This is a genomic window from Microbacterium festucae (genome assembly GCF_025421715.1).
GTDB classification, from domain to species: domain Bacteria; phylum Actinomycetota; class Actinomycetes; order Actinomycetales; family Microbacteriaceae; genus Microbacterium; species Microbacterium festucae.
In genome coordinates this window covers 213,703-228,672 of record NZ_JAOEFC010000003.1, presented here as the reverse complement: position 1 = coordinate 228,672, position 14,970 = coordinate 213,703, and the positions used below count along the sequence as shown (strand labels likewise).

Below are 14,970 nucleotides of genomic sequence, written 5' to 3'. Positions count from 1 at the left end.
CTCCGCGCCCCGCCCGCCTTCCGTGCGCCGGTGTCAGCCCTTCGTCGAGCCGGCCAGCAGGCCGCGCACGAAGAAGCGCTGCAGCGACAGGAACACGATGAGCGGCACGACGAGCGCGATGAACGCACCGGCGGTGAGCAGGTACCAGTCCTGACCGCGGCTGCCGGTCATCTCGGCGAGCAGCTTGGTGATCGGCGCCACGTTGCCGTCGGCGAAGATCAGCGCCACGAGCAGGTCGTTCCACACCCACAGGAACTGGAAGATCGCGACCGACGCGATCGCCGGCGCCGTGAGGGGCAGGATGATGCGGAAGAAGATCTGCCCGTGACCGGCGCCGTCGACGCGGGCGGCCTCGATCACGTCGCCGGGGATCTCTGACACGAAGTTGTGGAGCAGGTAGATCACCAGCGGCAGGCCGAAGATCGTGTGCGCGATCCACACCTGCGCGTACCCGGCCGACCCGAACGCCTCGAACACCGGGAAGCCGAAGATCGTGCCCTGCGAGAACAGCTGCAGCAGCGGGATCAGGGCCATCTGGATCGGGACGATCTGCAGGGCGAACACGAACACGAACAGCACGTTCTTGCCCTTGAAGTCCATCCACGCGAAGGCGTAGGCCGCCAGCAGCGCCACCGAGATCGGCAGCACGACGGCGGGGATGGTGATCGCGATCGAGTTGACGAACGCGCCCGCCATGTCGAGCTGGCTGTTGCCGGTCTGCAGCGCGGTCGCGTAGTTGTCGAGCGTGAAGCCCCAGTTCTGGAAGATCGTCCACCAGCCGGTGGTGTTGATCAGCTCGGGCGGGCGGAACGAGGTGAGGAACAGGCCGAAGGTCGGCACCGTCCAGACGGCGGCGATGATCAGCGCGGCCGCCGTGGCCCAGCGCGAACTCAGGCGGTTCTTGGTGTCGGCGAGCATCTTCTTCTCGCCGCGCTTGGAGCGGCGCGCCGACTGGTCGTCGACGGCGAGTGCTGCGGGTGCGACGGTCATCAGCGGATCTCCCTCTGCTTCTTCAGCTGCACGGCGTTGTAGATGACGATCGGCATCACGAGCACGAACAGGATGAGCGCGAATGCCGCCGACCGTCCGGCCTCGAAGCTGCGGAACTGGGTGTACATCTCATTGGCCAGCACCGAGGAGTTGTTGGCTCCGGCGGTCATGGTGCGCACGATGTCGAACACCTTCAGCGAGCCGATCGAGATCGTGGTGAGCACCACGATCAGGGCGGGCCGGATGCCGGGGACGACGACGTTGATGAAGCGCTGCCAGGCGTTCGTGCCGTCGAGCTCGGCGGCTTCGAGCTGCTCGGCGGGCACACCCTTGATCGCCGCCGAGAGCACGACCATCGCGAAACCGGTCTGGATCCAGATGAACACGACGATCAGCCAGAGCGTGTTCCACGGGTCGTCGGCCAGGAAGTTGTACGGCTGTCCGCCGAACCAGACGATCACCTGGTTGAGGAAGCCGATCTGGCCGATCTCCTCGGGACGGGCGGTGTACATGAAGCGCCAGATGATCGACGCGCCGACGAACGAGATCGCCATCGGCATGAACACGAGGATCTTGTAGTACTTCTCACCGCGGGTCTTGTCGATGAAGTACGCGTAGGCCAGACCCGCGATCGTCGAGACGATCGGGGCCACCAGCACCCAGATGATCGTGTTGACGATGACGCGCACGTTCTGCGGCTGGGTGAAGATCCAGATGAAGTTGTCGGCGCCGACGAACTCGGTACCGCGGGAGTTCATGAACGCCTGCACGATCGTCTGGATGGTCGGCACCACCAGGCCCACCGCCAGCAGCGCCAGCGCGGGGGTCAGGAAGCCGATGAGCTGGAACATCGACCCCGCGCCGCCCTTGGCGCGCTTGTCGAGGAAGAAGAAGAGCAGGCCCAGCACGCCGGCGGCGATGGCCGCCTCGAGCCACGAGCCCATGATGATGAAGACGAGAGCGGGGCCGACGACGCAGGCGGCCAGGCGGATCCACGTGTAGATCTTGCCCTCGCGCGGGGCGATCTCGATGAAGAAGAGGATGAGACCGACGACGGCGAGGAAGAGAGCGACGATGACGACGATCTCCAGCCACGGGTTGAGCGTCGCCAGCCATCGGAAGAAGTTCTGGATGGTCATGCACGGGCCTTTCGAGCACGGCGGGGAACGCGGATGCGGCGGTGCCGCGGGTGAGAAGCGGGGCCGCCCCCTCAGGGACGGCCCCGCTCACGATCAGGTCAGCTGGAGGGCCAGCCCGATTCGATCTGCTCGAGCACGGTGTCGGTCGACGAGCCGTTGACCCAGTCGATCATGCCCTTGAAGAACGATCCCGCACCCACGGCGCCCGGCATGAGGTCGGAGGCGTCGAAGCGGAACGTGGTCGTGTCGGACTGGAGGATCTCGATGGCCGCCGACAGGATCTTGCTGGAGGCGTTGGCCGGGTCGAGGCCCTTGTTGGCGCTGATCACACCGCCGAGCTTGACGCGCGAGTTGGCCCAGTCGGCGCTGGAGAGGTACTCCTGCACCTTCTGCGTCGCCTCGGAGTCGTCGAACGCGGCGACGATCTCGCCACCACCGGTGACGACGTCGCCCTCGGCCTCGCCGCCGGCCTCGAAGGGCGGCATCAGGAAGGCCCAGATGTCGCCGTCTTCGGCCACGGTGGCGCCGGCGTCGGTGATGAAGCCGTCGAAGAACGAGGCCTGGTGGTGCAGCGCGCACTCGCCGCTGGCGAGGGCCGTGGCCGTGTCTCCGAAGGGCGTGGTCACGATCGAGGCGACGTCGCCGAAGCCCGCGTTGACGTACTGCGGGTTGAGCGCGATCTTGCCGAACTCGTCGAAGGCCGACTTGATCTGCGGGTCGGTGAACGGGATCTCGTTGGCCACCCACTGGTCGTAGACGTCGGTGCCCGACTGGCGCAGCACGAGGTCTTCGATCCAGTCCGTGCCCGGCCATCCGGTGGCCGCGTCGGAGCCGAAGCCGATGCACCACGGCGCCTTGCCGGAGTCGGCCTGGATCTTCGCGGTGAGGTCGAGCATCCCCTGCCAGTCGGTGGGGACCTCGTAGCCCTTCTCGGCGAACATCGAGGGCGAGTACCAGATCCAGCCCTTGACGCTGGCCATCAGCGGCGCGCCGTAGAGGGTGCCGTCGACCGTGCCGTAGTTGGCCCAGTCCTCGGTCCACCCCTCGGCGACGTTGTCGGCGACGGCCTGCGGGGCCGGCTTCAGGTAATCGCGGTTCGCGATGTCGGCCATGAGGCCCGGCTGCGGGAAGATCGCGAGGTCGGGGGCGTTGCCGCCCTGTGCGCGCACCGCGATCTGCGCCTCGAATTCCTTGGACGACTCGTACTGGATGTCGATGTCGTTCTCTTCTTCCCAGTCGGCCCAGGACTGCTCCAGCAGTTCGGCCTCGGTGTCGGCGATCGTGCCGTACACCGTGACGACGTTGTCGCCGCCGCCGCTGGCGTCGTCACCACCGCCGGTCGATCCCGGGCCGCCGCTGCAACCCGCCAGCGCCATTCCCGTCGCTCCGATCAGCGCGATCGGCGCAATCCAGCGCCGCCGTGACATCCCCATGTGAATCCTCCTCGTTGAGTGCTCGGCTGTTCCTGATGCACATGGCTCCCGTAGGGAACCGATTCCACACCCACGGTAGGCGACTCCCGGCGAACACACAAGATTTCACTCATTACGGCCCCATAACGTCCTTCAGCGTCTATGAGAGCGCACCCACGGAGAAGGAAGCGGTTCCACATTTGCGCGGACGGTCGGGTATCCTGTGACCACTCGATGAGGAGGAGCATGACGGGCATCGCGGATGTCGCGGCACGCGCGGGAGTCTCGAAGGCCACCGCCAGTCGCGCCCTGACCGGCACGGGATACGTCTCGGCCGCCACCCGCACCCGCGTGCAGGAGGTGGCCGAAGAACTCGGCTACGTCGCCTCGACCAGCGCGGTGAGCCTGGCCACCGGCCGCACGAAGAACATCGGCGTGGTCATGCCCTATCTGAACCGCTGGTTCTTCGCCGAGGTGCTCGAGGGCGTGCAGGCGGCCCTGCTGACCGAGGGCCTCGATCTCACCCTCTACGACGCGCGCCCGGGCACCGACGGCCGACGCCGCATCTTCGACGACTTCCTGGCCCGCAAGAGGTTCGACGGGCTCATCGCGGTGGGCCTGGAGCCCGAAGACCACGAACTCGACCAGCTCACCCGCATCGGCCGCCCGATCGTGAGCGTCGTGGGCACCGGCGAGTCCACGAGCGTCATCGCCATCGACGACGACCACGCCGCCCGGCTGGCCACGGAGCATCTCATCGGTCTCGGGCACACCGCGATCGCGTTCATCGGCGGGGCCGGTCCCCACGCGGCGTTCGTCGACCAGCAGCGCCTGCAGGGCTACCGCTCGGCGATGGCCGAGGCGGGCCTGGCCGCCCTCATCCGACATGTGCCGGCCGAGGTGAGCCTGCCCGGCGGCTATGCCGCCGCCGCCGACATCCTCGGCGACGCCCGCGAGCGCCCGACCGCCATCGTCGGGGTGTGCGACGAGGTCGCCGTCGGCGCGATCATCGCCGCACGCCGGCAGGGCATCCAGGTGCCGGGCACCCTCAGCGTCGTCGGCATCGACGACCACGAGTACGCCGACATGTTCTCCCTCACCACGCTGCGCCAGGTGCCGCGCGAGCAGGGCGCGGCGGCGGTGGCGACGCTGCTGGCCGAGATCGACGACCCCGAGCGGCCTCGCACCGTGCTGCACACGCGGGCGCGCCTCATCGTCCGCACCTCCACGGCCGGCCCACCCCGCTGAGCCCGTCGCGCTGAGCCTGCCGGCGAACGGTGGGCCGGGGCGCCTCAGCCGATGCCGCTGTCGAACTCCCGCAGCAGGAGCCCGTCCCACGCGGCCCGTTCCATCGCCGCGCCGATACCGGGGACGACCCGGTAGCGCTCCCCCGCGCGCTCGTGCACCTCGAACCGCTCGATCGCAGTCGGGGCAGGCGCGGCCACGACTTCTTCGAGCACCCGGGTGAACGCGCCCGTGGCATCCAGCGGCACGCGCACGGCGGTGCCGTCGGCGGCGTGGCGCACGAGGTCGTCGAGCACGCCGGTGCGTGCGAAGTGGAACGTGCGCGGCAGCGGCCGGTCGTCGGCGAAGACGCTCAGCACGTCGAGCGTGTAGTGGTAGATCAGGTGGCCGCCCGTGCCGCGCACCAGCACGAACGGCTCGTGCCGCCGCTCCCCCGTCGTGGCCAGCGCCGCCACGACGTCGGGGCCGCCCGTCAGGCGCACCCGCACCGTCGAGGTGTCGTCGGCGTCGATGTCGTTCGCGCGGCGCAGGTCGGTCTCGACGGCGGCGACGTCCGCCGCTCCCCGCGCGCCGGCGATGACGAGCGCGGTGGCCACCGCATGGGCGAGCGGGTTGGTGACCACGCCGTCGGCCATCACCTGACCGTCGAGCACGCGGCGCCCCGACCAGCGGGCGCGTCGCCAGTACTCCTCGGAGCGCGACCACACCCCGACCGCGGCGATGTGGCGGATCTCGCCGATCCCGGCGGCGGCTGCCGCAGTGGCGGCCACCCCGTCGGAGGCGAGCGACTGGAAGCCCACCTGCACGGCGCGTCCGGTGCGGGCGGAGACTGCCAGCAGCCGCTCGTGCGCGGCGACCGAGACCACCGGCGGCTTCTCGAGCATCACGTGGGCACCGGCCTCCAGCGCCGCCTCGGCGAGCGCGGCGTGGCTGGGGATGGGGGTCGACAGCACGACGATGTCGAGCCCGCCGGCGGCGATCATCTCTTCCGCGGCCGTGAAGTGCGCCACCCCGTCGGGCACGTCGCCGGGCCCGCGCGGGTCGGCGACGGCGACGATCTCGGCGCGGCCGTCCCGCTGCAGGGCGAGGGCGGCCTCCACGTGGGTGCGGCCGTGACCGTGCACCCCCGCCAGGCCGATCCGCACCGGCCCGTCCGTGCTCACCGGCCCGTCCGCGCTCACAGTCCCGTCCGTGCTCACAGGCCCGTCCGTGCGCGCAGGCCGGGGAGCAGCTGCTCCACCTCGTCGGCGCCGGGAAGGTAGCTGTCGAGCACGAAGGCGCCCAGTTCGAGGTCGAGCGACCCACCCTCGGGCAGGCGGCGCGGCGCGTCCCACGCGACGGCGGGGCCGGCGCCGAGGTACTCGCCGAAGCGCACGAACCAGGGCAGCGGCTCGCGTGCCTGGTGCAGGATGACGGTGGTCCCCCGCTCCGGGAAGGCGAAGGCCACCCACGGGGTCGCGGCGCCGTGCACATCCTTCTCGGTGCTCCCCGCCGGGCTGTACACCCTCGCGATGTCAGGGGCGAAGCGCCAGAAGATGCCGCCGTAGCCGGCACCCGGGCGTCCGTTGGATGCCGGCGAGCCGAAGGTGATGGCATCCAGCGTCGCCTTCAGGTGGCTGCGCCAGCTGAGCGCCCAGCCGCCGTCGAACTCGGCGGTGCGGATCTCTCGCACCTCCACGAGCTGGGTGGTGCCGTGGTGGTCGACCCAGCTCAGCCGCTCGTGCAGCGCGTGATCGTCGATCTTCAGGTCGTCGCGGCGCTGGCGGCCGTGGTTGGGCACCATGATCGAGCCCTCGCCGCGCACGAAGGTGCGACCGCCCCAGTACGAGGTGCCGTTGACGTCGGCGATGGCCAGGCTCACCCCGAGGTGGTGCGGGTGGTCGGTGGGCTCGGTGACGGTGAGCGGGGTGCCGGCGCGCGAGACGACGGCATCCAGGTAGGGGCGCGGCGAGAGCACCGAGTCGACCGCGGCGCCGTCGACGTAGTGCGCGACGACGGTCGAGCCCAGGCGCAGCACGGGGCGGGCCGGTCCCAGCCAGCCGCTGGCGTGCGAGGCGGGTCCGGTGCTGTCGCGGGCGATGATCGTGGGGCGGTAGAAGAGCCCGGATGCCGCGTCGTGGCCGTCGATGAGGTCGCGCAGCCGCAGCCAGGCCTGCCGGCCGATCTCGGCGCGCGGCACCGACATCGACGTGAGCGGCGGCGCGGCGAAGCGGGCCTGCGGGATGTCGTCGATGCCGGCGATCGACAGCTGGTCGGGCACCGCGACGCCCACCTCGCGCAGGCGCGACATCACGCCGAGCGCGACGAGGTCGTTGAAGGCGATGGCGGCGGTGGCCCCGGTCTCGAGCACGGTGTCGGCGGCATCGTAGCCGGCCTCCATCGACGATCCGGCGGTGATGGTGAGCAGCTCCACATCGGGGTGGGCGCGGGTGAAATCGGCCAGGCCCTGCAGCCGCAGGTGGTTGGCGTAGCTGCCGGCGGGCCCGCCGATGTAGGCGATGCGGGTGTGGCCGAAGCCCACCAGGTGCTCGCCGAGCTCTTTCGCGGCCGAGGCGTAGTCGACCGAGAGCTGTCCGGTGCCGGAGGCGGTGATCGACCGGTTGACGACGACCACGGGGGCCGCGCGGCGGATGAGGTCTTCCAGCACGGCATCCGGCATGCGCGGCGAGACGAGCACGAGCGCGTCTCCCTTGGTGCGCGCCTCGAGCGCGATGTCGGCCTCGATGTCGACGGCCTCGGCGCTGTCGGCCACGAGCACCCGGTATCCGTCGCGGGCGGCGGCCACCGTGAGCCCCTTCAGCACCCCCTGGAACATGGGGTTCTCGAGGTCGGGCACCAGCAGGGCGATCGTGTGGCTGCGGCCCCGCACGAGGCTGCGCGCGGTCTCGCTCGGCGAGTAGTCGAGCTCGGCGACGGCCCGGTTCACCTTCGCGACGATCGCGGGGTCGACCGTCGAGACGCCGTTGAGCACGCGCGAGACGGATGCCTGCGACACTCCGGCGTGGCGCGCGACCTGCGCCATCGTGATCGGACGGGACGTGACCTCGACCAACGGACTCCCCTTTCGCGGGATGTGAATCTACTCGGTGACATGCGGGTACCGCGTGGGACCGGACCCCTCATCACTTCGGCCCGGTCCCACGGGCCTGGCGGACGTGGGGGCGGCGGCTTCGGGTGCCGCCGCCCCTCGTCCGGTCAGATCGCAGCGTCGTCGAGCGCCCGCTGCAGTTCCTTGATGAAGCTCGCCGCCGCCTCTTCGGGGGTGAGCTCGCCGAACAGCACCTGCTGGGTGTGCTGGTCGACGATCGTCTCGATCGCGCCGCCGCCCGGGGGCGTGGCCGGCGGGGCGTCGCCGACGCGCTCGCTGATCGAGTCGAGGAAGGTCACGACCTCCTGGTTGGTCTCGTCGAGCTTCGGGGTGATGTACTCGCGGATCTTGTCGTTGGCGGGCACACCGCGCTCGGCCAGCAGCAGGTCGGCGGCCTCTTCGCTGTTGGCGAGGAAGTCGAGGAACAGCGCCACCTCACCGGGGTGCTCGGTCTTGGCCGAGGCCGACCAGAACATCGACGGCTTGTAGTACGCGGCCTTGTCGGCGCCCTCATCGGGGGTGGGCACCTTCAGCGGCACGAGGTTCTGGCCGCTGGCGGAGCGCAGCGCCGAGACCTGGTTCGACCACCACGGGCCGAACGCCGAGGCGTTGGTCGCGGTGAACGACTCGGCCAGACCCGCCGACTCGCGCTCGATCGTGGCGGACGGGTCGGGGGTGCCGCCGGCCTCGGTTGTGTCGAGCAGGAACTGCCAGAAGCCGGCCAGCGCGTCTTCGGTGGCGGCGACCTCGGGCGAACCGTCGGTGGCGAACAGCGACTCGCCCTGCTGGCGCAGCCAGTTGTTCAGGCCGCCGTCTTCGAAGCCCCACGACTGCGAGCCGATGGTGGCGCCGCCCGACTTCGTGGTCACTTCCTCCGCCAGCGCGGCGAAGTCGTCCCACGACCAGGTCTCGTCGTCGGGGGCCTCGATGCCCAGCGACTCGAGCAGGTCGAGGTTGGCCATGATCGTGTAGGTGTTGATGCCGACCGGGATGCCGTACTGCGTGCCCTCGAGGGCGCCGGTGCCCAGCGTGCCGTCGGGGAAGTCGCCGGTGGGAAGGGCCTCGCCGAGCGAGCCCAGGTCGAGCAGCACACCGTTGGCGGCGTACGTCGACAGCTGCTTCTCGTCCATCTGGATGATGTCGGGGGTGTCACCGGCGGCGACGGTCGTCGACAGCTTGTCCCAGTAGCCGGCCCAGTCGGTGAACTGCGGCTCGATGGTGATGTTCTCGTGCTCGGCCTCGAAGGCGTCGATGAGCTGCTGCGTGATCTCGTGGCGGACGTCGTTGCCCCACCAGGTGAAGCTGAGGGTCACAGGCTCGGTGGACAGCGTCGGGCCGGTGCTTTCGGGCGTGGACGAGCCGCCGCACGCCGTCAGCGCGAGCACCGTCGCTGCGCCGGCGGCTGTGAACATCAACCAGCGTCGTGCGGGTGTGGTTCGCATGTCTTGCTTCCTTTCGACCGGAGTCGGGTATGGGTGTGGTGCGTGTGATGAGGGTGGACCCGCCGGTGGGTCCGCGAAGGGTGCGTGGGTCCGCTGCGGTGCGGACTCACTTGATCCCGGTCGTGGCGATGCCCTTGATGAGGAACTTCTGCCCGAACAGGAAGACCAGGAAGATCGGCACCAGCGAGACGACGCTCATGGCGAACATCTGCGCGTAGTTGGTGGCCGACTGCGCATCCTCGAAGGAGCGCAGCCCCAGCGGCACCGTGTACAGCTCCGGCCGCGTGAGGTAGATCAGCTGGGCGAAGAAGTCGTTCCACGTCCAGATGAAGGTGAAGATCGCGGTGGTGGCCAGGGCCGGCACCATCAGCGGCAGGATGATCTGCAGGAAGATGCGCGGGTGGCCGGCGCCGTCGATGCGCGCCGCCTCGTCGAGCTCCCGCGGCACGCCGCGGATGAACTGCACCATGAGGAAGACGAAGAACGCGTCGGTGGCGAGCATCTTCGGCAGGATCAGCGGCAGGAACGTGTTCACCCAGCCCAGCTGCGAGAACAGCACGTACTGCGGCACGATGATCACGTGGATCGGGAGCATGATGCTCAGCAGCATCAGCCCGAAGAACAGCCGCTTGCCGGTGAACTCGAGCCGCGCGAAGGCGTAGGCGGCCAGCGAGCACGACACCAGGTTGCCGACGATGCTCCCCAGCACGATGACGGCCGAGTTCCAGATGTAGAGCCCGAAGGGGTTCGCCAGGGCGTTCCAGCCGTCGGTGTAGTTCGAGAACTCGAAGCTGTCCAGCACGATGCCGGGTTCGCGGAAGATCTCGTCGTTGGGCCGCAGCGAGCTGACGACCATCCAGATGATCGGGTAGAGCATCAGCACGGCCATGGCGATCAGCAGTGCGTGACGGATGATGCTCGTCACGGGTTTGCGGAACGGGTCGCGGCGGCGGCGCGAGGGGCGCCCCGTGACGATCGCTTCGGTGGCGAGGGAGGCCGGGGCCTCGGTGTACTCAATCTTGGTCATCGTAGAAAACCCACAGCTTCGAGGTCCAGAAGGCGAGGGCGGTGAGCACCGCCACGATGATCAGCAGGAGCCAGGCCATGGCCGAGGCGTACCCCATGTTGAGGTTGCCGAAGCCCTGCTGATACAGGTACAGCGTGTAGAACAGCGTCGAGTCGACCGGGCCGCCGGAGCCGCCCGAGACGATGTAGGCCTGCGTGAACGACTGGAACGTGCCGATCAGCTGCAGGACGGCGTTGAAGAAGATGATCGGCGTGAGCAGCGGGATGGTGATCTTCCACAGCTGCTGCCAGCGCGAGGCGCCGTCCACCGATGCCGCTTCGTAGTACATGGTGGGGATCTGGCGCAGGCCCGCCAGGAAGATCACCATCGGCGACCCGAAGGTCCAGACGTTGAGGATCATGAGGGTCCCCAGCGCTGTGTCGGGGCTCGAGATCCAGCCCTGCCCCTCGATGCCGAACATCGCGAGCACCTGGTTGATGAGCCCGTCGACGCCGAACAGCTGGCGCCACAGCATCGCGATGGCGACGCTGGCGCCCAGCAGCGACGGCAGGTAGAACGCCGAGCGGTAGAACGAGAGGCCGCGCATGCCGCGATCGAGCACGATCGCCAGCAGCAGCGCCACCGCCAGCTGGATGGGCAGCGAGATGAAGACGTACTGGAAGGTGACCTCCAGCGCCTTGTGCAGGCGCTCGTCCTCGATCATCCGCTCCCAGTTGGTGAGGCCGGTGAACTTCGGGGGGCTCAGCAGGTTGTACCGCGTGAACGACAGGACGAACGAGGCGATCATCGGCCCGATCGTCACCAGCAGCAGTCCCACGAACCACGGCAGCAGGAACAGGTACGCGACCTTGTTCTGCTTCTTGCCGGCACCGCCCTGGGTTTTGAGCTTGCCGAGCTCGCTGAGCGCGCTCATTGGTTGGTCACCGTCGACCCCTTCATCTTCTTCGATGTCTGAGAATGCGCTTTCTGGAATGCGCTTCCCCATGTCTACACGGAAGGGCCAGAGGATGCAAGCATCCGCGGGAAATCAATGCGAAACCGCGTGATCATGCGGAGAATGCGCAGTCTCAGCGGACGGCATCCGAGGGTGTTCGGGGTGATGCCGGGCCGTGTCGTCGTCGTCAGCCGGGCACGACGAAGGCCCCCGGGCGAACCCGGGGGCCTTCGAGAAGAGGAACCTGAATTACTTCAGGGTCACCGTGGCGCCGGCCTCCTCGAGGGCAGCCTTCGCCTTCTCGGCGGTCTCCTTGTTGGCGCCCTCCAGGACGGCCTTGGGGGCACCGTCGACGACGGCCTTGGCCTCGCCGAGGCCCAGCGAGGTGAGCTCGCGGACCGTCTTGATGACCTGGATCTTCTTGTCGCCGGCAGCCTCGAGGATGACGTCGAACGAGTCCTTCTCCTCCTCGGCCTCGGCAGCGGCACCCGCGCCACCGGCGCCGGCAACGGCGACGGGAGCAGCAGCGGTGACGTCGAACTTCTCCTCGAACGCCTTCACGAACTCGCTGAGCTCGACGAGGGTGAGGTCGGCGAACTGCTGAAGCAGTTCCTCAGTGGTGAGCTTCGCCATGATGTATCTCCTAGATAGATGGGGTTGTGGGAGCCTGTCGCCGGACGCTTACGCGGCCTCGGCGGTCTCCAGCTTTTCGCGAAGCGCGTCGATGGTGGCCGCAGCCTTGCCCATCGTCGCCTTCATCATGCCCGCCGCCTTCGCCAGCAGAACCTCACGGCTCTCCAGGGAGGCGTACTTGTTGACCTCGTCGGCGCTGAGAGCGTTGCCCTCGAACACACCGCCCTTGATCACCAGAAGCGGGTTGGCCTTGGCGAAGTCACGCAGAGCCTTCGCGGTGGCGACGAAGTCGCCGTGCACGAAAGCGATGGCCGAGGGGCCCTTGAGGTCCTCGTCCAGTCCCTCGACCCCGGCGTTGCGCGCCGCGATCTTGGTCAGCGTGTTCTTCACCACGGCGTACTCCGCGTCCTGACGGATGCTGTTGCGCAGCTGCTTGAGCTGGGCAACCGTCAGACCGCGGTACTCGGTGAGCAGAACGGCGTTCGAGTCCTCGAAGTTCTTCGTGAGCTCGGCGACCGATGCATCCTTGTGCGCCATGGTCACTCCTTGTGTGTACGTGACGCGCCGCGGTGGCGGAGCGTCAGCCTCGACCCCCGCACATGAAAAAAGCTCCGGCGCAAGCGCACGGAGCTGGATTCCGGTCTCCCGGGATACATTCGGTGTCACCTGCGCGGGCCCCTGCAGTGCAGTTCTTCGTCGATGTCCGCTCACGCGCACACCGAGACCAGCGGTCTTTGGCTCCGACCACTGTACCCGCTCACCCCCCGCTCCCCCAAATCGTCCCGGCATCCGCCGAGTGCACGACCTGTCGCCCAGCGCACGGGCTCTGCGCGCGTCGCACCCCGTGCACTCGGCGCGAGGTCGTGCAATCGGCTGGACTGTTCATCCCGGCGGGCGGATGCCGAACGACGCCAGGCGCGCGGCGAGGGCGCCGGGGGTGCGGGCGTGTGGCTCCTCCCACCGCACGAGTCGGCACTGGGTCACGCCGCGGATCCAGTCCTCGCGGCGCTTCTCGTCCAGGAGCACCTGGTCGATGCTGCGCCCGGCGCGCAGGGCCTCGTCCTCGTACTTCTGCCGGCCGTCGCACTCGGCCAGCACGTTCACGTCGTCGATGCCGAGGTCGACCCGGTACTCGCCGCCGAACGGCGCCCGCACCGGCACCTGCAGGCGCAGCCGCCGGAACCCGACGCGCCACAGCTGCACACGACTGACCGATTCGAGCACCGACTCGGCCCGCCCGTCGGCGAACTCGGCGATCCACCGCGCCCGACGGATGCCGCGGGCACCGGGCGCGCGGTCGATGCGCGCGGCGAGGTCGTGGCGCCACGCGTCACCGGCATCCGCGTCCCACTCCCATCCGCGCACGGCGACCGACCGCTCGGCGGCGTCGGCGACGGCGAGGGCCGCCTCGACCGGCAGCGTGCGCAGGGCGTCGAACACGGTGCGCGCGAGCGAGGTGCAGCGGATGCCGTCGACCAGCGCGACATCGGCCTCGGGGAGCGTGGCGACATGGCGCAGCGCATCGGGGCCGCTCGAGATCCGTCCGGCCGCGGGCAGCGTCAGGTGCACCCGCTCCGCGCGCACCCGGTAGGCGGGCAGGCCCCACAGCGTCGCGGCCGAGGCATGCGAGACGACGCCCGCCCCGGAGCCGTCACGCACGACCGCCAGCACGTGCAGGCGGTGCCGATCCTCGGGCCACAGCGCCGCCCACGCCTGCTGCTCCACGTACCAGCCGCGCCGCACGACGACGAACTCGCCCGCCCGCACCCGCGCGGCCACCTCGCGCTCGGTGCTCCCCCACGCCAGCAGGTGCCGCCGCGAGGTCAGCAGCTCGCCCAGCGCCGTCAGCGACAGTCGCTCCCCCATGTCCGCCCCTCTCTCATGCCTGCCGGTCATGCCGGAACCCTGCCCCGCCCCCGCCGCCGTCGGGCCTCCCCACCCCCGATCTGGGGAGCGATCGCCCGGCGGCGCACCGGGTGAGGAAGCCCCGCGGATGCCGAGTGCACGACCTCGCACCGAGAGCACGGCCTGTGGCGCGCCGACATCCGGTGGTCTCGGCGGCACGCCGTGCACTCGGCGGACAGCGATAGGCGAGCGCCCGACGGGCGCGCGACGAGGAGCGGATGCGGGGGTGGCGGGTGTCGCGGCGCGAGAGATCGCCGGGGAGGGTTAGCCTCGAAGACATGGTTCCGGAGGATCTCGCACGCGCCGGCGTCACCCCGGAACTGGCAGCGCGCATCGTCGCCGACTCGCGCGACCGGGTCGCCTGGATGCGGGCCCGCTCGCGCGGCATCACCGCCACCGACGTCGCCCAGCTCACCAGCCACACCGCCATCGGCCGCGCCGCCGACGCCAAGCTGCAGGGCTCGGGCTTCTCGGGCAACGCCTACACGGCGCACGGCCGTCGGCGCGAGCCGGAGATCGCCGCCTGGGTGGCCGCGACCCACGGCATCCAGCCCTCGTCGGCGCTGTTCCACGCCGTCGTCGAGAAGCGCCACCTCGCCACCCCCGACGGCATCGCCGTCGACCCGGCCGGCCGGGTGACCCTGTGCGAGATCAAGACGACCAACAAGACCTGGCGCTCGATCCCCCGCACCTACCTGCGTCAGATCTGGTGGCAGCAGCACGTGCTCGGCGCCGAGCGCACCCTCGTCGTCTGGGAGGAGCACGACGGCTTCGTGCCCGTCGGCGACGAGCCCCGCTGCGCCTGGGTCGACCGCGACGAGCGCGAGATCCGCGGCCTCGTCAACCTCGCCACCGAGCTGATCGACGAGCTCTACCTGCGCACGCAGCGCGGCAAGCGCCCGGATGCCGCGCCGGCGCGGCCCCGCGAGCCCTACCGCGCCCTCGCCCTCAGCGACTGACCCGCGTCCTCCCTAACCCGCGCGAGCGGGCGCTTCCGCGCGCCCGGACACTCCCGCGCGCTGGCCCCGCCCCGACCCAGCCCCCGCCCCGGCCCCGCCGACCTCCCGGCATCCACATCCCGACTTCTGGGAATAGTTGACGCGCCTCAACGATTAGACCTATAGTTGACGTCGATCAACCATTGACGAACATCAA

General features: G+C 69.6%; 13 protein-coding genes. 2 read left to right on the top strand and 11 right to left on the bottom strand.

Annotated features, from left to right (window positions below; genetic code table 11):
• Positions 1-33: 33 nt before the first annotated feature.
• The 3 genes from N3K63_RS11380 to N3K63_RS11370 form a co-directional block, all read right to left on the bottom strand.
• Positions 34-990 carry a carbohydrate ABC transporter permease gene (locus N3K63_RS11380; RefSeq protein WP_261580293.1) on the bottom strand — a complete coding sequence of 319 codons (957 nt, stop codon included), beginning with the start codon at positions 988-990 and terminating at the stop codon, positions 34-36.
• Positions 990-2,129: a carbohydrate ABC transporter permease gene (locus N3K63_RS11375; protein ID WP_261580292.1), complete on the bottom strand. Its 1,140-nt coding sequence runs from the start codon at positions 2,127-2,129 to the stop codon at positions 990-992. Before N3K63_RS11375 ends, N3K63_RS11380 begins: the two co-directional genes overlap by 1 nt.
• A gap of 98 nt (positions 2,130-2,227) precedes the next feature.
• Positions 2,228-3,562: an ABC transporter substrate-binding protein gene (locus N3K63_RS11370; protein ID WP_261580291.1), complete on the bottom strand. Its 1,335-nt coding sequence runs from the start codon at positions 3,560-3,562 to the stop codon at positions 2,228-2,230.
• Between the two features lie 225 nt (positions 3,563-3,787).
• On the opposite strand from N3K63_RS11370, the gene N3K63_RS11365 reads away from it, so the two are divergent.
• Entirely contained in the window at positions 3,788-4,789 is a 1,002-nt protein-coding gene (locus tag N3K63_RS11365) for a LacI family DNA-binding transcriptional regulator (RefSeq protein WP_261580290.1), read from the top strand.
• A gap of 44 nt (positions 4,790-4,833) precedes the next feature.
• Here N3K63_RS11365 and N3K63_RS11360 read toward each other — a convergent pair whose 3' ends face one another.
• From N3K63_RS11360 to N3K63_RS11325, 8 genes are all read right to left on the bottom strand, one after another.
• Entirely contained in the window at positions 4,834-5,949 is a 1,116-nt protein-coding gene (locus tag N3K63_RS11360; protein ID WP_261580289.1) for a Gfo/Idh/MocA family protein, read from the bottom strand.
• Between the two features lie 32 nt (positions 5,950-5,981).
• Positions 5,982-7,838 (bottom strand): DUF6807 family protein, encoded by a 1,857-nt coding sequence (locus N3K63_RS11355; protein ID WP_261580288.1) that lies wholly within the window; start codon positions 7,836-7,838, stop codon positions 5,982-5,984.
• A gap of 143 nt (positions 7,839-7,981) precedes the next feature.
• Positions 7,982-9,316, bottom strand: coding sequence for an ABC transporter substrate-binding protein (locus N3K63_RS11350; protein WP_261580287.1), 1,335 nt, complete (start codon positions 9,314-9,316; stop codon positions 7,982-7,984).
• Between the two features lie 106 nt (positions 9,317-9,422).
• On the bottom strand, positions 9,423-10,343 hold the full coding sequence (locus N3K63_RS11345; RefSeq protein ID WP_390895175.1) for a carbohydrate ABC transporter permease: 921 nt from the start codon (positions 10,341-10,343) through the stop codon (positions 9,423-9,425).
• On the bottom strand, positions 10,330-11,256 hold the full coding sequence (locus N3K63_RS11340) for a carbohydrate ABC transporter permease (protein WP_261580286.1): 927 nt from the start codon (positions 11,254-11,256) through the stop codon (positions 10,330-10,332). The genes N3K63_RS11345 and N3K63_RS11340 overlap by 14 nt, the downstream gene beginning before the upstream one ends.
• Before the next feature lie 270 nt (positions 11,257-11,526).
• A complete protein-coding gene (gene rplL, locus N3K63_RS11335; RefSeq protein WP_261580285.1) occupies positions 11,527-11,910 on the bottom strand; it encodes a 50S ribosomal protein L7/L12 in 384 nt (127 codons plus the stop codon).
• Positions 11,911-11,958: 48 nt separating this feature from the next.
• On the bottom strand, positions 11,959-12,447 hold the full coding sequence (gene rplJ, locus N3K63_RS11330) for a 50S ribosomal protein L10 (RefSeq protein ID WP_261580284.1): 489 nt from the start codon (positions 12,445-12,447) through the stop codon (positions 11,959-11,961).
• A 345-nt stretch (positions 12,448-12,792) separates the two neighbouring features.
• On the bottom strand, positions 12,793-13,776 hold the full coding sequence (locus N3K63_RS11325; RefSeq protein ID WP_261580283.1) for a hypothetical protein: 984 nt from the start codon (positions 13,774-13,776) through the stop codon (positions 12,793-12,795).
• A 317-nt stretch (positions 13,777-14,093) separates the two neighbouring features.
• On the opposite strand from N3K63_RS11325, the gene N3K63_RS11320 reads away from it, so the two are divergent.
• Positions 14,094-14,774, top strand: coding sequence for a YqaJ viral recombinase family protein (locus N3K63_RS11320; RefSeq protein WP_261580282.1), 681 nt, complete (start codon positions 14,094-14,096; stop codon positions 14,772-14,774).
• The last annotated feature ends 196 nt before the right edge of the window (positions 14,775-14,970 follow it).

What these genes read in the sequence shown, in the direction of transcription:
- N3K63_RS11370 (WP_261580291.1), bottom strand. Translation starts at nt 3,562, where the DNA reads ATGGGGATGTCACGGCGGCGCTGGATTGCGCCGATCGCGCTGATCGGA.
- N3K63_RS11340 (WP_261580286.1), bottom strand. Translation starts at nt 11,256, where the DNA reads ATGAGCGCGCTCAGCGAGCTCGGCAAGCTCAAAACCCAGGGCGGTGCC.
- N3K63_RS11350 (WP_261580287.1), bottom strand. Translation starts at nt 9,316, where the DNA reads ATGCGAACCACACCCGCACGACGCTGGTTGATGTTCACAGCCGCCGGC.
- N3K63_RS11375 (WP_261580292.1), bottom strand. Translation starts at nt 2,129, where the DNA reads ATGACCATCCAGAACTTCTTCCGATGGCTGGCGACGCTCAACCCGTGG.
- N3K63_RS11380 (WP_261580293.1), bottom strand. Translation starts at nt 990, where the DNA reads ATGACCGTCGCACCCGCAGCACTCGCCGTCGACGACCAGTCGGCGCGC.
- N3K63_RS11365 (WP_261580290.1), top strand. Translation starts at nt 3,788, where the DNA reads ATGACGGGCATCGCGGATGTCGCGGCACGCGCGGGAGTCTCGAAGGCC.
- N3K63_RS11345 (WP_390895175.1), bottom strand. Translation starts at nt 10,343, where the DNA reads ATGACCAAGATTGAGTACACCGAGGCCCCGGCCTCCCTCGCCACCGAA.
- rplL (WP_261580285.1), bottom strand. Translation starts at nt 11,910, where the DNA reads ATGGCGAAGCTCACCACTGAGGAACTGCTTCAGCAGTTCGCCGACCTC.
- N3K63_RS11325 (WP_261580283.1), bottom strand. Translation starts at nt 13,776, where the DNA reads ATGGGGGAGCGACTGTCGCTGACGGCGCTGGGCGAGCTGCTGACCTCG.
- rplJ (WP_261580284.1), bottom strand. Translation starts at nt 12,447, where the DNA reads ATGGCGCACAAGGATGCATCGGTCGCCGAGCTCACGAAGAACTTCGAG.
- N3K63_RS11320 (WP_261580282.1), top strand. Translation starts at nt 14,094, where the DNA reads ATGGTTCCGGAGGATCTCGCACGCGCCGGCGTCACCCCGGAACTGGCA.